Raw genomic sequence first — 20,049 nt, forward strand, 5'->3', positions numbered from 1 at the left:
CGTGATCAACCGTCCAACACCTGCTCCGTGGCGATTGACGCACCTGTGTTGTAAGTTCGCCGGATGCCCGCCCCGACCGTGGATCCCCGACTCCTCCGCGCCTTCCTCGCCGTCGCCGAGGAACTGCACTTCACCCGGGCCGCCGCCCGGCTGTACATCGCCCAGCAGGCGCTCAGCCGCGACATCCGGCGGCTGGAGAAGGAGTTGGGCGCCGAGCTCTTCGTACGGACGACCCGGCAGGTGGCGCTGACGGCCGACGGCGCCCGGCTGCTGCCGTACGCGCGGCGGGTGCTGGAGGCGCAGGAGGAACTGGTCGCGGCGTTCCAGGTGCCGACCGGGAGGGCGGCCTCGCGGCGGCCGCTGTTCGTCGACGTCAACAGCCCCGGTCTCGTCGGTGAGCGCGTCCTCGCCCGCGCCCGCGAACTCGCCCCCGAGGGTGAGCTCATGACCCGCTATGAGAGCGGCCTCACGGGGGCCGCCGCGGAGATCCTCGCCGGACGGCTCGACGCGTCGTTCGGCCGGTTCGCGGGGCTGGACCCGGCGGTGCGCGGCCGCCTCGCACAACGGCCGGTGCGGTACGAGCCGATGGCCGTGATCCTTCCCGAGGACCACCGGCTGGCCCCGCGGGACGAGGTCCCCCTCGCCGCGCTCGCCGGGGAGAGCGTGTACGCGGGCGCGGGCAACCCCCGTACGCCCGAGTGGACGGACCTGGCGCGTCAGCTCTTCGAGGGACGCGGCATCGAGGTGTCGCCGCCCGAGCCGCTCGCCGTCGGGGCCGAGGAGTTCCAGCGGATCATGGCCAAGAACCGGAACCCCGTCCTCGCCGTGCTGGATTTTCCGGCCGTGCCCGGGACTGTGATCCGGCCCCTCGTCGACCCCGTTCCCCTGTCACCCGTGTCACTGGTGTGGCGAAAGGGGTTCCGGCATCCGGGAGTTGAGGCCCTCGGATGTGCTGTGGACCAACTCGCGGCCGAGGAAGGGTGGCTGAAGCACCCTGCGGATGGATGGATTCCGGCCATAGATGCACTCTTTATGATGAGCGGTTCTTGATACACCGCGCGCACACTTCCCCCACGTGCGCTACATTCTTGGCCCGGGCGCATGTGATAGAGGGGGGCGCCCGGACCGGGTGGGGGCCCGGTCCGGACAAGAAAGTGCGAAGTGCCCGGATCGTTCGCGCGCCCGAAAGTGTCCCTTGGGGGGATCAGCGTGCGAGTGGACGACTGGCGGAAAGACGCCCAACCGGACCGGCGGAACACCGGTAATCCGGGCGAGGGCGCAAGCAGAAGTGAAACCGGACCCGGACCGGGAATCGGAACCGGAACGGGACTGTCGGGACGGGACGCGACCGGTGATCGCGGCGACCGACACCGGAGCGGCCGGCAGGCCGACTGGCCGGACGCGGTCGGCCGGACCATGTCATGGGCGGGGACGCAACACGTCCGCGTACCGAGACAGCCGTCGGCGTCTTCGGTGTCGTCGGAGTCGCCGGAATCGTCGGCATTCGGTCAAGGCGCGGACAACGGCGGTGAGTCGCCGCCCACCGGATTCTCGTACTTCACATCGCGTCATTCACGCGAGTCAACGGAGTACGACACGGAAGGCGGCATGGGACGCGCCGAGGAGCCGTCGCGGTACGACGCGGCAGCCGAGACCCGTCAGTTCAGCGAGCCAGGTATGGCCCGGTTCACCGACCCGGAGGCCGGGCAGGTCCCGGGCACGCAGAGATTCGAGCAGGTCCCGGGCACGCAGAAGTTCGAGCAGGTCCCGGGCATGCAGAGATTCGAGCAGGCCCCGGAGACACAGAAGTTCGAGCAGGTCCCGGACGAGCAAGGGTTCGGGCAGGTCCCGGGCACTCAGCGGCCCCGGCACGCCTCGGACAGGCCGACCAACCAGGCCCCGGACACTCGGCCGATCGACCAGGTGCCGGGCAATCCGGAGCCGGAGCCCGGGCCGGTCACGGACCCGTCGCGGGCCTGGGAGCAGTCCGACGAGCCCGGCCACACTCACGACCCCCACGAGGTGACTGTTCAACTCGACGGTGTGGGGCGGGAGCTGGAGGACTGGCTGGTCCAGCAGGCCAAGGACGCGCCCGCCGGGCAGGACTCGGACGGCCCGGTGTTCGTGGACGAGACCGGCCGCCGTCGTAGCAGGCTGCGCCGCATGGGCATAGTCGTCGGCCTCGTCTGCGCGGTCTACGCCGTCGTCATGGGCGTCACGCTCATGTCGGGCAACTCCGACGCGCCCTGGATGCCGGGCCTCGGCCAGCAGGACGACGAGCCCGCGAAACAGGTCGACACGTCCCCGCTGCCGGCCGACCCGTCACAGACACCGAGCGGTTCGCCGAGCGCGGGCACGTCGCCCACGGCCGACGTCACGCCGCCGCCGGGCTCCGGCGCCTCGGCCGACCCCTCGGGGGAGGCCCCCGCCCCGGGCGCGAGCACCGGTCCGCGGCCTTCGACCAGCCCGAACGAGCCCGCCGGCGACCCCTCACCGGAGGCCCCGGAAACCGGCGAGCCGCCCTCGTTGCCCGACCCGCCGGACCCCAGCACCCCGTCCGACCCGTCACCCGCGCCCACGGATTCCACGGACACCAGCGGCGGCACGGGCACGGACGCCGGCTCCGGCCCCGTCGCTGGAGGCGCCCCTGGCCCCGGCCCCGTCGCCTCCGGCGCCGCACCCAGTTCCTTGTCCCCGGAGTACCCGGAGAACATCGCCTGATGGCACGCACCAACCGCCACGGCCCGGCCCCGCGCACCCGCCGTCGGCTGCCCCTGCGCTACCTGCTTCCCGTGCTCCTCCTCACCGCGCTGATGGCGATGCTGATGCTGCGCGGCTATGTGCACAGCGAGATCCTCGCCGACCACCGGGTCCGCCCTCCGGTCTCCTCCGACAAGGTGCCCGAGAAGATCCTTGAGGGTGGCCCGGTCATCGACACCCGCAGTGGCCGGGCCCAAGGCCTGAAGGTGGACGACAAGCGGCTCGTCCTCACCTTCGACGACGGCCCGGACCCCACGTGGACGCCCAAGGTGCTCGACGTGCTGAAGAAGCACCAGGCGCACGCCGTCTTCTTCGTCACCGGCACCATGGCCTCCCGCCACCCGGACCTCGTCCAGCGCATGGTCGACGAGGGCCACGAGGTGGGCCTGCACACCTTCAACCACCCCGACCTGTCGTACCAGTCCAAGGCGCGCATCGACTGGGAGCTGTCCCAGAACCAGCTCGCGCTCGCGGGCGCGGCCGGCATCCGCACCTCGCTGTTCCGGCCCCCGTACTCGTCCTTCGCCGACGCCATGGACAACAGTTCCTGGCCGGTCACGGAGTACATCGGCTCCCGCGGCTACATCACCGTCGTCAACAACACCGACAGCGAGGACTGGCAGCGCCCGGGCGTCGACGAGATCATCCGCCGCTCCATGCCCGAGGACGGCAAGGGCGCCATCGTTCTGATGCACGACTCCGGCGGTGACCGCTCCCAGACGGTCGCGGCGCTCGACAAGTTCATCCCCATGCTCAAGGAGCAGGGCTACGAGCTCGACAACCTCAGCGAGGCCCTCGGCGTGGCCAGCGCGCACACCGAGGTGCACGGGCTCGACGCGCTCAAGGGCGAGGCGTGGATCTTCCTCGTCCAGGCGTCCGAGAACATCACCTCGGGGCTCGTGGTCGGCCTCGCCGTCATCGGCGTCCTCGTCTTCACCCGCTTCGGACTGATGCTTCTGCTGTCCGGCATGCATGCCCGCCGCGTCCGCAGGAAGAACTTCCGCTGGGGCCCGGCCGCCCCGGTCACCGAACCGGTCTCGGTGCTCGTGCCCGCGTACAACGAGGCCAAGTGCATAGAGAACACGGTGAACTCGCTGATGGCGAGCGAGCATCCCATCGAGGTCATCGTCATCGACGACGGCTCCAGCGACGGCACGGCCCGCATCGTCGAGAACATGCGCCTGCCGGGCGTACGCGTCGTCCGCCAGCACAACGCGGGCAAGCCGGCCGCCCTCAACCGCGGTCTGCGGAACGCCCGTTACGACCTGATCGTGATGATGGACGGCGACACGGTCTTCGAACCGTCCACCGTCCGCGAGCTCGTCCAGCCCTTCGCCGACCCGCGCGTCGGCGCGGTCGCGGGCAACGCGAAGGTCGGCAACAAGGACTCGCTGATCGGCGCCTGGCAGCACATCGAGTACGTGATGGGCTTCAACCTCGACCGCCGTATGTACGACATCCTGCGCTGCATGCCGACGATCCCCGGCGCGGTCGGCGCCTTCCGCCGCTCGGCCCTCGAACGGGTCGGCGGCATGAGCGACGACACGCTCGCCGAGGACACCGACATCACCATGGCGATGCACCGCGACGGCTGGCGCGTGGTGTACGCGGAGGACGCTCGCGCCTGGACCGAGGCACCCGAGACGGTCCAGCAGTTGTGGTCGCAGCGCTACCGCTGGTCGTACGGCACGATGCAGGCGATCTGGAAGCACCGCCGCGCGATCATCGAGAAGGGCGCGTCGGGCCGCTTCGGCCGCGTCGGTCTGCCGCTGGTGTCGCTGTTCATGGTCGTGGCGCCGCTGCTCGCACCACTGATCGACGTGTTCCTCCTCTACGGCCTCGTCTTCGGCCCGACCGAGAAGACCATCGGGGCCTGGCTGGGAGTCCTCGCCGTCCAGGCGGTCTGCGCCGCCTACGCCTTCCGCCTCGACCGGGAACGCATGACCCATCTCGTCTCGCTCCCGCTCCAGCAGATCCTCTACCGGCAGCTGATGTACGTCGTCCTGCTCCAGTCCTGGATCACCGCCCTCACCGGCGGCCGCCTGCGCTGGCAGAAACTGCGGCGCACGGGCGTGGTCGGGGCACCTCCCGCGGGCATGCCCGGGCAGCGGGTGCGGGGCGACAGCGAGCGGAGGCCGGTGGGATGACGCAGGGATACCAGGACCAGAGGTCCACTGACCACCGGTCCGCCGACCAGAGGTCCACCGGCGCCGAGAACCCGTACTGGGCCGTGTACGAGGAGACATACGGTGTGCCGCAGCAGCGTGCGGACGAGGCGCCGGTACCGGAGGGGCGGGCTCCTGAAGCGAAGCAGCCGGTGCCCGAGCCCGAGCATGACGTGAAGCAGTCGGAGGCCGAGCCCGTGGTGCACGTCAAGCAGCCGGAGGCCGAGCCCGCCGCGAAGCCGAAGAAGCCCGGCCGCGACCGTTACCTCGATCTGCTCCGTTCCATCGCCCTGGTCCGCGTCGTGGCGTACCACCTCTTCGGCTGGGCGTGGCTGACCGTCCTGTTCCCCTCCATGGGCGTGATGTTCGCGCTGGCGGGCTCGCTGATGGCGCGCTCGCTGAGCCGCCCGGCGTGGGGCGTGATCCGGGGCAGGATCCGTCGGCTCCTCCCACCGCTCTGGGCGTTCAGCGTGGTGGCGCTGGCGCTGATGTTCGCGGGCGGCTGGGATCCGGGGAAGTCGTCCGACGGTCCCACGTGGGGCTGGGTGGAGCTGATCAACTATGTGATCCCCATCGGAGCCCCGCCCTTCCCGTGGAGCATCGGCTCCAAGTCCGGGCTCCTGGAGGACACCTGGGCGGTCCAGGCGGCGGGTGTGCTGTGGTACCTGCGCGCGTACCTGTGGTTCGTGGTCGCGTCCCCACTGCTGCTGTGGGCGTTCCGCAGGGTGCCCTGGGTGACGCTCCTGGCCCCGCTCGCCCTGACGGCGGTCGTCGGCACGGGCCTGGTCACGATCCCCGGTGAGACGGGCAACGCCGTGACCGACTTCGCGGTCTACGGCAGCTGCTGGGTCCTGGGCATCGCCCACCACGAGGGTTTCCTCGCGAAGATCCCCCGCTACATGGCGGTCTCCTGCTCCGCTCTGATCATGGCCTTCGGCCTGTGGTGGGCCTCGGGCCATCTGGGCCCGGACGGCTGGGACCTGAACGACATCCCGCTGGCCCAGGCCACGTGGTCGTTCGGGTTCGTCGTCATCCTTCTCCAGTACTCCCCGTCCTGGCAGGAACTGCCCGGCAGGCTGGCACGCTGGGACAAGCTGGTCACCCTCTCGAACAACCGTGCCGTCACCATCTACCTCTGGCACAACCTCCTGATCATGGCGACGGTCCCGCTCCTCGACCTGTTCTACGACCTCCCGTTCATGCAGAGCGAGAGCGCGGCCGCGGCACTCGACACGACGTACATGATCTGGATGTTCGTGCTGGTGTGGCCGTTGATCGGGCTGGCGGTCGTGGCGCTGGGCTGGATCGAGGACATCGCCGCCAAGCGGAGCCCCAGACTGTGGCCGAACGGCGCGAAGCGTGGGGGGAGCAGGCGAAAGGCCTGATTCGACGCAGACCCGCGCGGGCCCGTCCTCACCGACGGGTCCGCGTCCTCGTGAGAGCAAAGTTCCTTTCCGGTCACTCGGTGCCACAGGCAGGAAACGCGCCCTCCCTACCTTCGGGACTCATCACCCCTCAGCACCCCCCCATACGGATCTGAGCACCAGTACGGATCTGAGCACCGGAGCCCCGTGGAGGCGTCATGACACCCCCGAACACAGCCCCCGCATCCAGTAAGGGAGGCCGCTGGATCGAGCACTGGGATCCGGAGGACGAGGCCTTCTGGAACGAGACCGGCGAGAAGGTCGCCCGACGCAACCTGCTCTTCTCCGTGCTGTCCGAGCACATCGGGTTCTCCATCTGGACCGTGTGGTCGGTGATGGTGCTCTTCATGGGCCCCGAGTACGGGCTCACCCCGGCCGACAAGTTCTTCATCGTGTCCATGGCAACGCTGGTCGGCGCCGTCGTGCGTGTCCCCTACACCTTCGCGGTCGCCCTCTTCGGCGGGCGGAACTGGACGATCGTCTCCGCGAGCCTGCTGCTCGTGCCGACCGTCGCCGCGTTCGTCGTGATGGAGCCGGGGACCTCGTTCACCACGTTCCTGGTGTGCGCCATGCTCGCCGGTATCGGCGGTGGCAACTTCGCCTCCAGCATGACCAACATCAACGCCTTCTTCCCGCTCCGCAAGAAGGGCTGGGCGCTCGGCCTCAACGCCGGCGGCGGCAACATCGGCGTGCCGGTCGTCCAGCTCGTCGGCCTCGCCGTGATCGGCGCCAGCGGCGGTCCGCGGGTGCTGCTCGGGATCTACATCCCGTTCATCGTCGTCGCCGCGGTCCTCGCCGCCCTCAGGATGGACAACATCGCGTCGCTGAAGAACGACACCGGTGCCGCCAAGGAGTCCGTCAAGGACGCCCACACCTGGATCATGTCCTTCCTCTACATCGGCACCTTCGGCTCCTTCATCGGCTACAGCTTCGCCTTCGGCCTGGTCCTGCAGACCCAGTTCGGCCGTACGCCGCTGCAGGCCGCCTACGTCACCTTCATCGGCCCGCTGCTCGGCTCGCTGATCCGGCCCGTGGGCGGCGCGCTCGCCGACCGCTACGGCGGCGCGCGGATCACCCTGTGGAACTACGTCGCCATGGCCGCGGCCACCGGGGTCATCGTCATCGCGTCCATGCAGAAGTCGCTGCCGCTGTTCACCACCGCGTTCATCGCGCTCTTCGTGCTCAGCGGACTCGGCAACGGCTCGACCTTCAAGATGATCCCGGGCATCTTCCAGGCCAAGGCCCTCGCCAAGGGGCTCCAGGGCGAGGAGGCGGCCGCGTACGGGCGCCGGCTGTCCGGGGCGTCCATGGGCATCATCGGAGCGGTGGGCGCGCTCGGCGGCCTCGGCATCAACCTCGCGTTCCGCCAGTCCTTCCTCACTGTCGGAACGGGTACCGGTGCCTTCGTCTCCTTCCTCGCCTTCTACGGGGTCTGCTTCGTGGTCACCTGGGCCGTATACCTTCGCCGCCCGGCGGGCGCCAAGGCCGGGACCGCGGCCGCGACCGAGGCGAAGCCGCAGCTCAGCTACGCAGAGGTGTGATGACGGTTACGCGCATCCGGTATCCATCCGGTATCTCTCCGGTGTCCCGGTGCCTTGACGCGAGGCGGTATCGGTAACACCGCCGACATGAAGCCGAACCGAGTCTGTCATGCGCCGTTGACAGGCTCGTTCGGCACGTAAGTGCTGCACCAGTGCTGCAACGACTCGACTGCGGGACGAGACATGGACGACGAACAGCAGCGACCAGCAGACCACGGGCCCCTCGCCGGGTTCACCGTGGGCGTGACGGCCGCGCGACGGGCCGACGAGCTCGGAGCCCTGCTCCAGCGGCGCGGCGCGTCCGTCCTCCATGCGCCGGCGCTGCGCATCGTGCCGCTCGCCGACGACAGCGAGCTGCTCACCGCGACCAAGGAACTGCTCGACCAGGCCCCTGACGTCGTGGTGGCCGCCACCGCCATCGGCTTCCGTGGCTGGATCGAGGCCGCCGACGGCTGGGGACTCGGTGAGGCTCTGCTGGCCCGGCTGCGCGAGGTGGAGCTCCTTGCGCGCGGGCCCAAGGTGAAGGGCGCGATCCGGGCCGCGGGACTGACCGAGGAGTGGTCGCCGTCCTCGGAGTCCATGGCCGAGGTGCTCGACCGGCTGCTGGAGGAGGGCGTCGAGGGGCGCCGTATCGCTGTGCAGCTGCACGGCGAGCCGCTGCCGGGGTTCGTGGAGGCGTTGCGGGCCGGGGGAGCGGAGGTGGTGGGCGTGCCCGTCTACCGCTGGATGCCGCCGGAGGACATCGGTCCCGTTGACCGTCTGCTGGACGCGACGGTCGGCCGTGGCCTGGACGCGCTGACGTTCACCAGTGCCCCTGCGGCGGCGTCGCTGCTGTCGCGGGCGGAGGAGCGGGGGTTGCTGACCGAGCTGCTCGCCGCGTTGAACCATGACGTGTTGCCCGCGTGTGTGGGGCCGGTCACCGCGCTGCCGTTGCAGGCGCGGGGCGTGGACACGGTCCAGCCCGAGCGGTTCCGGCTGGGGCCGTTGGTGCAGTTGCTGTGCCAGGAGCTGCCCGGACGTGCTCGTGCGCTGCCCGTCGCCGGGCATCGCGTGGAGATCCGGGGTCATGCGGTGATGGTGGACGGGGACCTCCGTCCTGTGCCGCCCGCCGGGATGTCCCTGCTGCGGGCGTTGTGCCGACGTCCGGGGTGGGTGGTCGGCCGGGCGGAGCTGCTGCGTGCGCTGCCCGGGGCCGGGCGGGACGAGCACGCCGTGGAGACGGCCATGGCGCGGCTGCGGACGGCGCTGGGTACTCCGAAGCTGATCCAGACCGTGGTGAAGCGGGGGTACCGGCTGGCACTGGATCCGGCCACGGACTCGAAGTACGCGGACGCCTGATCGGCGGCGTCCTGGTCTTGGCGGGGGTCGGCTTTCCCGCCGTCGTAGCTTGGCCGCCTACGCGTTTGTTCGTGGGTCGGGTGCGCGCCGGGAGGTCTCCGTCCTCGGTCCGGCGGTTCTGTGGGGTGCGATGTGCCCGGCGGCGGACGCCGGCCGCTGCGGGCGGACACCTCCCGGCACACCCCCTCACGTCCGTACGCGGCCGCCGGGCGCGTGGGGGCGGGCGCCGCCCACGCCGCCTTCGGTGCGGTGATGGGTGCGGGGCTCGCGGTGCGTTGCGGCGATGAGTACGGGGCTCGCGGCGCGTTGCGGCGATGAGTACGGGGCTCGCGGCGCGTTGCGGCGATGAGTACGGGGCTCGCGGCGCGTTGCGGCGATATGTACGGAGCTCGCGGCGCGTTGCCGGCCATGAGTACGGAACTCGTGGTGCGTTGCGGCGATGTGCACAGAACTTACGGCGCGTAGCGGCGACGGGCGCGCCCGCGCTTTTAAGGGGCGCGGGGAACTGCGCGACCAGCCACGACGGACCCGCAGCCGCCCACAGACAGAAACCCGGCAGACGAGATCGCACCGGTCAACCCCCGGAGGGAGTCGGCCCGGACTGTGAAGGGTACGAACCCCTCGCACGGCGTTCGGTTTCGCCGACTCCAAGGCGGTGACAGGCACATGGCATTGGGTACGGCCACAGCCTCGTACGAGCCGCGTTTCGACTGTGGACGGCTCTGCCTGGATCTCCTCGCGACCACGCACCCCGAGGAGCAGCTGCACTCGGTGGAGCGGCTGCGGGCATGGATCGCGGGGGCGGGCTGCGTGCCGCCGGGGACCCAACTGGTGGGTACCGACGTGTCCTGGCTCGTGGACTTCCGTGAACTGCGGGACCACATAGGGCAGACGGTGCGGTGGGAACCCCGCCTCGACCCGCGCTTCTTCGAGGTCGCGCTCGCCCGGATCAACGCGTTCGCGCGGGCGGCGACCCCCGCCCCCCGGGCCGTACGGACGGCGGACGGGACGCTCGTCAGGTCGCTCGACGGGGTTCCCGGTCGCGCGGGGCTGCTCGCGGTGGTCGCCCGGGACGCCGTGGAGTTGCTCACCGATCCGGTGGCGTGCGCGAGCCTTCGGCAGTGCGCCGGGGACAACTGCCCCATCGTGTACGTCGACACGTCCCGTGGGCGTCGGCGCCGGTGGTGCTCCAGTGAGACGTGCGGCAACCGTGAACGGGTGGCCCGGCACCGGAGGCGGGCGGCGTTGGCCCGGGCGTAGGGGCTGTCCGGCGACGCTGCCGCACTGTGGGGTTTGCCCCAGTTCATCCCTTGCTGCCAACCCTTCTCACGGGTTGTCAACTTCCTTGTGGCTCGTGTCAGTTGGGGCTTGCTCGTGATCCTGTGAAGAGCTAAACGTGTCGAGTTTCACAGCATGGATTCATCTCTTCACAATTCCCGCCAACTTGCACCGTGATTGCTCCGGAATTGGGGCCCTTGTCCTCTCGTCGCGCCCCAAGTCACCCCCGGATCAGCAAAGTTGTGGCCCCGCGTTGAACACAGTCCTGGTTACCTACGTAACTCGTGATGAGCGACCGACTGGGGGAACCCCCGGACACCGGAGGTAACCGTGCGCAAGGATTCCGCTGTGGCTGATGAACGCCCGCACAGGGCACGACATCGCGCGTCACAGTCCTCGGAGCCTGACGAGGAGCTGATGCGCGCGCTTTACCGCGAACACGCGGGACCATTGCTCGCGTATGTGCTGCGGCTGGTCGCAGGCGACCGGCAGCGCGCCGAGGACGTCGTGCAGGAGACGCTCATCCGTGCCTGGAAGAATGCCGGTCAGCTCAATCGAGCGACCGGTTCGGTACGCCCCTGGCTGGTGACGGTCGCACGCCGCATCGTCATCGACGGCCACCGCAGCCGGCAGGCCCGGCCGCAGGAGGTCGACCCGTCGCCGCTGGAGGTCATACCCGCGGAGGACGAGATCGACAAGGCGTTGTGGCTGATGACACTCTCGGATGCGCTGGACGACCTGACCCCTGCTCACAGGGAGGTCCTGGTCGAGACGTACTTCAAAGGGCGTACGGTCAATGAGGCGGCCGAAACGCTCGGCATCCCCAGTGGAACGGTGCGCTCACGGGTGTTCTACGCCCTGCGGTCGATGAAGCTGGCTCTGGAGGAGCGCGGGGTGACGGCATGACGAATGTCTACGGGGGTTACGGAACCGGGGGCTCCGGTCCCGTTGGAGGGGTCCCACAGGGGGGACCCGGTGACATCCACGAAACCGTGGGCGCGTACGCCCTCGGGATCCTGGACGATGCCGAGGCGACCCAGTTCGAGGCACATCTCGCCACGTGCGACTGGTGCGCCCAGCAGCTCGACGAGCTGGCCGGAATGGAACCGATGCTGGCCGCGCTCGCGGACCTGCCCGGGGCGCAGGGCAGTCCCGGTATCGGAGAGTCGTTGGCGGCGAAGCCCAGCCCGCAGCTCGCGGACCGGCTCGTCGGCGAGGTCGTCGAGCACCGGGCCAAGAGGAGCCGGCGGAACTTCTTCGCGCTCGCAGCCGGTATCGCGGCGATCGTCGCCGGTCCGACCGCCGTCTTCGCGACTACCAGCGGCGACGACTCGTCCACGAGCGCCCAGGCCGGGCACACCAGAAGTGCCAGCCCCGCCAAGGACGCCTTCGACGGCATGCGCGACAAGATCACGGGCACCGACAAGTCCACCGACGTCAGCGCCACGATCGCCACGGAGACCAAGGCATGGGGCACCCACGCCGTCCTGGAGCTGTCGAACGTCAAAGGGCCGGAGAAGTGCTCCCTCATCGCGGTCGGCAAGAACGGCGAGCGTGAGACGGCGACCACCTGGGCGGTCCCGCCACGGGGCTACGGCATCAAGAACGCCACGGACCCCGCGGCCAAGGAGCCGCTGTACACGCACGGCGGCCTGGCCATGGACGCGAACGAGATCGACTACTTCGAGGTCATGACCTTCGAGGGCAAGAAGCTCGTCAAGGTCAGTATGTAGGTCGATACGCAGGCCGATACGCAGGCCGATACGTAGGTCAATGTGCAGGATGTGCGGGAATCTGAAGGGCCCCGGTCGCAGAGCTCGTGGTGGTTCTGCGGCGGGGCCGTGAACACGCCCCGGGCGGACGCATAGCCTCCCAGGGTCCCCTTCGCGTACGGTTGACGGCTGCCCAGCACGTCAGAAGGGGGCCCGGTGGCCGCTCAGGTTCAACAGGAAACCGCGCTCGGCTCGGTTCACGACTCCGTCCGTGAGCGCGAGATCAGCGTCGAACAGGAACACCTGGACCAGGTGTACCGGCGCCTGGACGAGAAGATCCACGAGGCGGAGTTCCTGATGAACGACGCGGCCAAGCGCGGCCACGTCGGTACGCCCGGCGCGCTCGCCGAGCGGGACGCCCAGGTCTTCCGGGCCGGTGTCCACCTGAACCGGCTCCACAACGAGTACGAGGACTTCCTCTTCGGCCGGATCGACCTGCTGCTCGGCAAGGACGGCGAGAAGGGGCCGGACGGCGCCTACACAGCCGTGGAACCCGCCGAGGGCGCGGTGCGCGAGGACGGTACGGCCGACATCGCCGAGACCCTGCACATCGGGCGCATCGGAGTGCTGGACGAGGAGTACGCACCGCTGGTCATCGACTGGCGGGCGCCCGCGGCAGCTCCCTTCTACCGGTCCACTCCCGTCGATCCCGGACGGGTCGTACGGCGTCGCGTGATCCGTTCCAAGGGGCGCCGCGTGCTCGGCGTCGAGGACGACCTGATGCGGCCCGAGCTCAAGGCCCGTCTGGACGGGCACGAGCTGGCCGTGATCGGCGACGGCGCCCTGATGGCCGCCCTGGGGCAGGCGCGCAGTCACACCATGCGGGACATCGTCTCCTCCATCCAGGCGGAGCAGGACCTCGTCATCCGCGCGCCCGCCGCCTCGGTGACGTACGTCGAGGGCGGGCCGGGCACCGGGAAGACGGCCGTCGCACTGCACCGGGCCGCGTACCTGCTGTACCAGGACCGGCGCCGGTACGCGGGCGGCATCCTGATCGTCTCGCCGACCCCGCTGCTCGTCGCCTACACGGAGGGCGTGCTGCCCTCGCTCGGCGAGGAGGGGCAGGTCGCCATCCGCGCGATCGGGTCCCTGGTCGACGGCGCCGAGGCCACGCTGTACGACGCGCCGTCCGTGGCCCGCGCCAAGGGCTCGTACCGCATGCTGAAGGTGCTGCGGAAGGCGGCGCGGGGCGCGCTGGAGCTGAACGATCCGCCGGGCCGGCTGCGCGTCGTCGCCTTCGGGCGGCGGCTCGAGCTGGAGGCCGGCGAGCTGGAGGCGATCCGGCGCACCACGCTCAGCGGGACCGCCCCCGTCAACCTGCTGCGCCCGCGCGCCCGCCGACTGCTCCTGGACGCCCTGTGGGCGCGGTCCGGAGCGGCGACCCGTCACACCGACCCCGAACTCGCCGCCGAGCTGCGGTCGTCGTTCGACGAGGACATCACGGGTGAGGACGACTTCGTCGCCTTCCTCGACGCCTGGTGGCCCGAGCTGACCCCGCGCCGGGTGCTGGACGCCATGGCCGACGAGCGGCGGCTGGGGCGCTGGGCCCGCCGCATCCTCACCCCCGGCGAGGTGCGCCGCGTCGCCCGCTCGCTGAAGCGGGACGGGCTGTCGGTGCACGACGTCGCGATGCTGGACGAACTGCAGGCCGTCCTAGGCCTGCCCGCCCGCCCCAAGAAGAAGCGCGAGCTCGACCCCCTCGACCAGCTCACCGGCCTCGACGAACTCATGCCCGTACGCGAGGAGTCGCAGCGCGAGCGCGCCGAGCGCCTGGCCCAGGAGCGGACCGAGTACACGCACGTCATCGTCGACGAGGCCCAGGACCTGACCCCCATGCAGTGGCGGATGGTCGGCCGGCGGGGACGCCACGCCACCTGGACGGTCGTCGGCGACCCCGCCCAGTCGTCCTGGTCCGACCCGGACGAGGCGGCCGAGGCGCGGGACGAGGCCCTGGGCACCCGCCCGCGCCGCCGCTTCACCCTCACCGTGAACTACCGCAACCCCGCCGAGATCGCCCAGCTGGCGTCCAAGGTGCTCGCGCTGGCGATGCCCGGCTCCCCGTCCCCGTCAGCCGTCCGGTCCACCGGTGTCGAGCCGCGTTTTGTGGCAACGAACAATGGGCACAGCACGGCCGAACGGGGGTCGTTCGCCCGTACGGTCCGCGAGGAGGCCGCGCGGCTGCTGGACCGTGTCGACGGCACGGTGGGCGTCGTCGTCGCCATGAACCGGCGCGAGGAGGCGGCCCGCTGGCTCGCCGGCCTCGGCGACCGCGTCGTGGCACTCGGCAGCCTGGAGGCCAAGGGCCTGGAGTACGACGCCACGGTCGTCGTCTCGCCCGCCGAGATCGCCGACGAGTCCCCGGCCGGACTGCGCGTGCTGTACGTGGCGCTCACCCGGGCGACCCAGCAGCTCACCGTGGTCTCGGGCGAGCGGGACGAACCGGACGCGCACGGGGTGCCGGATCTGCTGCGCGACTGAGGCAGGGCCGCGACGGGGCCGTGACAGGGCCGACAGATGAACTCCTGCTACGGGAATGGCCTTGCGGGATCTGTTTGTTAGCCTTGGTGTGGCACCGGCTCGATCCAAGCCCCCGGGCCCAACCTTCGTCGCTTCGAGCGACCACTTGCCGCGAGGCGAGCATGGCGGGTCGGTGCCACTGAGCGTGCGAGAGGCTCACATCGCCTGGTGATGTGGGCCTCTTTCGTTGGCCCGAACCGGCTTGATCTCGCTCGGTCTCGCTTGATCAACGAACAAAACGTTCGCAATCCGAGGGCGGCTACCACGTACTCCGTAGTAGGTGCGACGATCGGACGGCATCACCCAGCTCCAGCTGAAAGCAGAGGAAGTCGGTCATGGCTACGGCGCCCAGCGTCTCCTACTCGATGACGGTCCGGCTGGAGGTGCCCGCGAGCGGAACCGCGGTCTCCCAGCTCACCACGGCCGTCGAGTCCCACGGAGGCTCGGTCACCGGCCTCGACGTCACCGCCTCCGGGCACGAGAAGCTCCGCATCGACGTCACCATCGCCGCCACCTCCACCGCGCACGCCGACGAGATCGTCGAGCAGCTCCGCGGCATCGAGGGCGTGACGCTCGGCAAGGTCTCCGACCGTACGTTCCTCATGCACCTCGGCGGCAAGATCGAGATGGCGTCGAAGCACCCCATCCGCAACCGTGACGACCTGTCCATGGTCTACACGCCGGGCGTGGCCCGCGTCTGCATGGCGATCGCCGAGAACCCCGAGGACGCGCGCCGCCTGACCATCAAGCGCAACTCCGTTGCGGTCGTGACGGACGGCTCCGCCGTGCTGGGCCTCGGGAACATCGGCCCCAAGGCCGCCCTCCCCGTCATGGAGGGCAAGGCGGCCCTCTTCAAGCGGTTCGCCGGCATCGACGCCTGGCCGATCTGCCTGGACACCCAGGACACCGACGCCATCGTCGAGATCGTCAAGGCGATCGCCCCCGGCTTCGCGGGCATCAACCTGGAGGACATCTCCGCGCCTCGCTGCTTCGAGATCGAGGCGCGGCTGCGTGAGGCCCTCGACATCCCCGTCTTCCACGACGACCAGCACGGCACCGCGATCGTCGTGCTCGCCGCCCTGAAGAACGCACTGCGTGTCGCGGGCAAGTCGATCGGCGACATCCGTGTCGTCATGTCGGGCGCCGGCGCGGCCGGTACGGCCATCCTCAAGCTGCTCCTCGCGGCCGGCGTGAAGAACGCCGTCGTGGCCGACATCCACGGTGTCGTCCACAGCGACCGCGAAGACCTGGTGAACGCCGCCTCGGACTCGCCGCTGCGCTGGATCGCCGACAACACCAACCCCGAGGGCCTCACCGGCACGCTCAAGGAGGCCGTGCGCGGCGCCGACGTCTTCATCGGCGTCTCCGCCCCGAACGTGCTCGACGGTGACGACGTGGCCGCCATGGCCGAGGACGCCATCGTGTTCGCGCTCGCGAACCCCGACCCCGAGGTCGACCCGGCGGTCGCCCGGCAGACGGCGGCGGTCGTGGCCACGGGCCGCTCCGACTTCCCGAACCAGATCAACAACGTGCTGGTCTTCCCGGGTGTCTTCCGCGGTCTGCTGGACGCGCAGTCCCGCACCGTCAACACCGAGATGATGCTGGCCGCCGCGACCGCGCTCGCTGACGTCGTCACCGAGGACGAGCTCAACCCGAACTACATCATCCCGAGCGTCTTCAACGACAAGGTCGCCGGCGCGGTGGCCGGGGCGGTCCGGGACGCGGCGAAAGCGGCCGGGGCGACGGTCTGAGCCGAGCGCACAGCTGTTCGTACAGCCGTGCTCCGAGCCGGGCGCGACGTGGCCACTGTGACAGTGGCCACGGCCCGGCCCGCCACGGCGCGTCGCGGAACACGGGGTCCGGGGTCCCCTTTAGGGTGGCGGCTGGGTCCAGGCCTGTCGGGACCTGCGGTGCGCGGCCGGGGGTGAACGGAGCGTCACCACGCCGATGCCGTGGCGCTTTCCGTGTGACTCCCAAGGGTGTTCGTGTGACTCCCAGGGGTGCCGGATTGGCTTTACCGTCGCAGGTAGAGGCAGGATGCGTCCCTGGGCGCGAGGGTCTGAGGAAGGACCCGGGTGCGGGGACCCACCGAGGATCCTGGCAGCATCGGCTTCGGTGCCCACCATGCGGCTCCGCCGCGTGGCACGCCTCAACGGCAAGAAAACACGGGAGTAACAACATGAACCGCAGTGAGCTGGTGGCCGCGCTGGCCGACCGTGCCGAGGTGACCCGCAAGGACGCCGACGCCGTGCTGGCCGCGTTCGCCGAGACCGTCGGCGAGATCGTCGCCAAGGGCGACGAGAAGGTCACCATCCCTGGCTTCCTGACCTTCGAGCGCACCCACCGTGCCGCTCGCACCGCGCGCAACCCGCAGACCGGCGACCCCATCCAGATCCCGGCCGGCTACAGCGTGAAGGTCTCCGCGGGCTCCAAGCTCAAGGAAGCCGCCAAGGGCAAGTGACCCTGCTCCTCGTACACCACGGGACGGCGTACGAGGCCCAGCAACGCCACAGGGGCGGCCCCCCGGCTTGGGAGGCCGCCCCTTCGGCGTACACGGACGGTGGCTGCTAGCCGAGCGCCTTGCCCGGCAGCTCCACCTTCGCGCCCAGTTCCACGAGCTTCTCCATGAAGTTCTCGTAGCCGCGGTTGATCAGGTCGATGCCGTGGACACGGGACGTGCCCTGGGCGGCGAGGGCCGCGATCAGGTACGAGAAGCCGCCGCGGAGGTCGGGGATGACCAGGTCGGCGCCCTGGAGCTTGGTGGGGCCGGAGACGACCGCGGAGTGCAGGAAGTTGCGCTGGCCGAAGCGGCAGTCGGAGCCGCCGAGGCACTCGCGGTAGAGCTGGATGTGGGCGCCCATCTGGTTCAGGGCCGAGGTGAAGCCGAGCCGCGACTCATACACCGTCTCGTGGATGATCGACAGGCCCGTGGCCTGGGTGAGGGCCACGACCAGCGGCTGCTGCCAGTCGGTCTGGAAACCGGGGTGGACGTCCGTCTCCAGGGCGATGGACTTCAGCTGGCCGCCGGGGTGCCAGAAGCGGATGCCGTTGTCGTCGATCTCGAAGGCGCCGCCGACCTTCCGGTAGGTGTTCAGGAAGGTCATCATCGAGCGCTGCTGGGCGCCGCGGACGTAGATGTTGCCCTCGGTCGCCAGCGCGGCCGACGCCCAGGACGCGGCCTCGAGCCGGTCCGAGAGCGCCCGGTGCGTGTAGCCGCCGAGACTGTCGACGCCTGTGATGCGGATCGTGCGGTCCGTGTCCATCGCGATGATGGCGCCCATCTTCTGCAGCACGCAGATGAGGTCCTCGATCTCCGGCTCCATGGCCGCGTTCGAGAGCTCCGTCACACCCTCCGCGAGGACGGCGGTCAGCAGCACCTGCTCGGTGGCGCCGACGGACGGGTACGGCAGCCGGATCTTGGTGCCGCGCAGCCGCCGCGGCGCCTCCAGGTACTGCCCGTCCGCCCGCTTCTCGATCTTCGCGCCGAACTGCCGCAGCACCTCGAAGTGGAAGTCGATGGGCCGGCCGCCGATGTCACAGCCGCCGAGGCCGGGGATGAACGCGTGGCCGAGGCGGTGCAGCAGCGGGCCGCAGAACAGGATCGGGATGCGCGACGAACCGGCGTGGGCGTCGATGTCGGCGACGTTCGCGCTCTCCACGTGTGACGGGTCCATCACCAGTTCGCCCGGCTCCTCACCCGGACGGACCGTCACCCCGTGCAGCTGGAGGAGTCCGCGTACGACACGGACGTCGCGGATATCCGGAACGTTGCGCAGCCGGCTCGGAGCACTGCCGAGCAGCGCCGCGACCATGGCCTTCGGTACGAGGTTCTTCGCACCGCGGACCCGGATCTCGCCCTCCAGCGGGGTTCCGCCGTGAACAAGCAGTACGTCGTCAGAGCCGTTGACGGTCATGAATCTCGCGTTCCGTGGAGTCGGTCAGTTGTCTCGGCAGGCGATCGGCAGACCGGTGGTGCGGGAGCCGAAGCGGCATCAGCCGATGAGCAAGCGTAATGGCCGCCTACCCCCCTTCAGTAAGCCCAAGGGTCTCCCAGGGACGTCATAGATTCGCCACAACACGAACCGTTCCCCGTCGGGCACGGGGCGTCACCGGCGAGGTGGCCGACGGCGGTGTGCGCGGGGGGCGCCCCCGTGCGCCCTGAGCTGGGTGGCTGTGGGTCCGCGGATTGGCTCCCCGCACACGGGCAAGATGCGGGATCATGTCTGGCATGACCGAGGTGTCCTCGCTCACAGGGCGGCTGCTCGTGGCCACGCCGGCCCTGGCGGACCCGAACTTCGACCGCGCGGTGGTGCTCCTCCTCGACCACGACGAGGAGGGCTCGCTCGGCGTGGTCCTCAACCGGCCGACCCCGGTGGACGTCGGCGACATCCTGGAGGGCTGGGCGGACCTCACGGGGGAGCCCGGCGTCGTCTTCCAGGGCGGACCGGTCTCGCTCGACTCGGCGCTCGGCGTCGCGGTGATCCCCGGCGGGACGTCCGCCGAGCGCGCCCCCCTGGGCTGGCGGCGCGTGCACGGCGCGATCGGCCTGGTCGACCTGGAGGCCCCGCCGGAGCTGCTGGCCTCGGCGGTCGGCTCGCTGCGGATCTTCGCAGGTTACGCGGGCTGGGGGCCCGGCCAGCTGGAGGACGAACTCGTCGAAGGAGCCTGGTACGTCGTCGAGTCCGAGCCCGGAGACGTCTCCTCGCCCTCCCCGGAGAGACTCTGGCGCTCGGTCCTGCGCCGTCAGCGCAGCGAGCTGGCGATGGTGGCGACGTACCCGGACGACCCGTCGCTCAACTGATGTCTCCGCGCTTCAGTACCCTTGCGCTATGAGCACTCTTGAGCCCGAGCGCGGAACTGGTACGGGGACCCTCGTCGAGCCGACGCCGCAGACGTCGCACGGCAGCGGTGACCACGAGCGCTTCGCGCACTATGTCCAGAAGGACAAGATCATGGCGAGCGCCCTCGACGGCACGCCCGTCGTGGCCCTCTGCGGCAAGGTGTGGGTGCCGGGCCGCGACCCGAAGAAGTACCCCGTGTGCCCGATGTGCAAGGAGATCTACGAATCCATGGGCTCCGGGGACGAGGGCGGCGACGACAAGTAGAGCCCGGGCCGCCTTCGCCCTCGCCCTGGGAGGGCGCGTGCCTGAGGGTGAGGGCGGACGGGACGGCGGACGGGACGGCCGTCGCGAGTATGGCCGCGGTGCCCCGGTGCGGGTGCCGCGGTTCTGTCGTACCTGAGGGCGGGTGGGGC

The 20,049-nt window shown here is 70.2% G+C and carries 15 protein-coding genes; 14 read left to right on the top strand and 1 reads right to left on the bottom strand.

The window, feature by feature from the left end:
* Positions 1-63 precede the first annotated feature (63 nt).
* From FPZ41_RS20980 to FPZ41_RS21035, 12 genes are all read left to right on the top strand, one after another.
* The gene (locus tag FPZ41_RS20980) at positions 64-1,050 is read left to right on the top strand and encodes a LysR family transcriptional regulator (protein WP_152864804.1); all 987 of its coding nucleotides are present in this window, start codon (positions 64-66) and stop codon (positions 1,048-1,050) included.
* A 558-nt stretch (positions 1,051-1,608) separates the two neighbouring features.
* The gene (locus FPZ41_RS20985) at positions 1,609-2,721 is read left to right on the top strand and encodes a hypothetical protein (RefSeq protein ID WP_152864805.1); all 1,113 of its coding nucleotides are present in this window, start codon (positions 1,609-1,611) and stop codon (positions 2,719-2,721) included.
* Complete coding sequence (locus tag FPZ41_RS20990; protein ID WP_152864807.1) at positions 2,721-4,907, top strand: glycosyltransferase; 2,187 nt, start codon at positions 2,721-2,723, stop codon at positions 4,905-4,907. The genes FPZ41_RS20985 and FPZ41_RS20990 overlap by 1 nt, the downstream gene beginning before the upstream one ends.
* Entirely contained in the window at positions 4,904-6,310 is a 1,407-nt protein-coding gene (locus tag FPZ41_RS20995) for an acyltransferase family protein (RefSeq protein ID WP_228022867.1), read from the top strand. Before FPZ41_RS20990 ends, FPZ41_RS20995 begins: the two co-directional genes overlap by 4 nt.
* A 197-nt stretch (positions 6,311-6,507) precedes the next feature.
* A complete protein-coding gene (locus FPZ41_RS21000; RefSeq protein WP_152864809.1) occupies positions 6,508-7,890 on the top strand; it encodes a nitrate/nitrite transporter in 1,383 nt (460 codons plus the stop codon).
* Between the two features lie 183 nt (positions 7,891-8,073).
* Positions 8,074-9,228: a uroporphyrinogen-III synthase gene (locus tag FPZ41_RS21005; protein WP_152864811.1), complete on the top strand. Its 1,155-nt coding sequence runs from the start codon at positions 8,074-8,076 to the stop codon at positions 9,226-9,228.
* Positions 9,229-9,894: 666 nt separating this feature from the next.
* A complete protein-coding gene (locus FPZ41_RS21010; protein ID WP_152864813.1) occupies positions 9,895-10,488 on the top strand; it encodes a CGNR zinc finger domain-containing protein in 594 nt (197 codons plus the stop codon).
* Positions 10,489-10,836: 348 nt separating this feature from the next.
* The gene (locus FPZ41_RS21015; protein ID WP_131563147.1) at positions 10,837-11,412 is read left to right on the top strand and encodes a sigma-70 family RNA polymerase sigma factor; all 576 of its coding nucleotides are present in this window, start codon (positions 10,837-10,839) and stop codon (positions 11,410-11,412) included.
* The gene (locus tag FPZ41_RS21020; protein ID WP_152864815.1) at positions 11,409-12,239 is read left to right on the top strand and encodes an anti-sigma factor family protein; all 831 of its coding nucleotides are present in this window, start codon (positions 11,409-11,411) and stop codon (positions 12,237-12,239) included. Before FPZ41_RS21015 ends, FPZ41_RS21020 begins: the two co-directional genes overlap by 4 nt.
* Positions 12,240-12,434: 195 nt before the next feature.
* Entirely contained in the window at positions 12,435-14,756 is a 2,322-nt protein-coding gene (locus FPZ41_RS21025) for a HelD family protein (protein WP_322620517.1), read from the top strand.
* A gap of 374 nt (positions 14,757-15,130) precedes the next feature.
* The gene (locus FPZ41_RS21030) at positions 15,131-16,546 is read left to right on the top strand and encodes an NAD-dependent malic enzyme (protein WP_152864819.1); all 1,416 of its coding nucleotides are present in this window, start codon (positions 15,131-15,133) and stop codon (positions 16,544-16,546) included.
* A 428-nt stretch (positions 16,547-16,974) separates the two neighbouring features.
* Positions 16,975-17,256, top strand: a complete 282-nt coding sequence (locus tag FPZ41_RS21035; protein ID WP_007382399.1) for an HU family DNA-binding protein — start codon at positions 16,975-16,977, stop codon at positions 17,254-17,256.
* Between the two features lie 106 nt (positions 17,257-17,362).
* Here the strand turns inward: FPZ41_RS21035 and murA are convergent, their stop codons facing one another.
* Positions 17,363-18,709, bottom strand: a complete 1,347-nt coding sequence (gene murA / locus FPZ41_RS21040; RefSeq protein ID WP_152864821.1) for a UDP-N-acetylglucosamine 1-carboxyvinyltransferase — start codon at positions 18,707-18,709, stop codon at positions 17,363-17,365.
* 314 nt (positions 18,710-19,023) lie between these two features.
* On the opposite strand from murA, the gene FPZ41_RS21045 reads away from it, so the two are divergent.
* Together FPZ41_RS21045 and FPZ41_RS21050 are read left to right on the top strand one after the other, a co-directional pair.
* Entirely contained in the window at positions 19,024-19,596 is a 573-nt protein-coding gene (locus FPZ41_RS21045; protein WP_165934975.1) for a YqgE/AlgH family protein, read from the top strand.
* A gap of 28 nt (positions 19,597-19,624) precedes the next feature.
* Entirely contained in the window at positions 19,625-19,900 is a 276-nt protein-coding gene (locus tag FPZ41_RS21050; RefSeq protein ID WP_152864823.1) for a DUF3039 domain-containing protein, read from the top strand.
* The last annotated feature ends 149 nt before the right edge of the window (positions 19,901-20,049 follow it).

The organism is Streptomyces acidicola, from assembly GCF_009377235.1.
Taxonomy (GTDB): Bacteria; Actinomycetota; Actinomycetes; order Streptomycetales; family Streptomycetaceae; genus Streptomyces; species Streptomyces acidicola.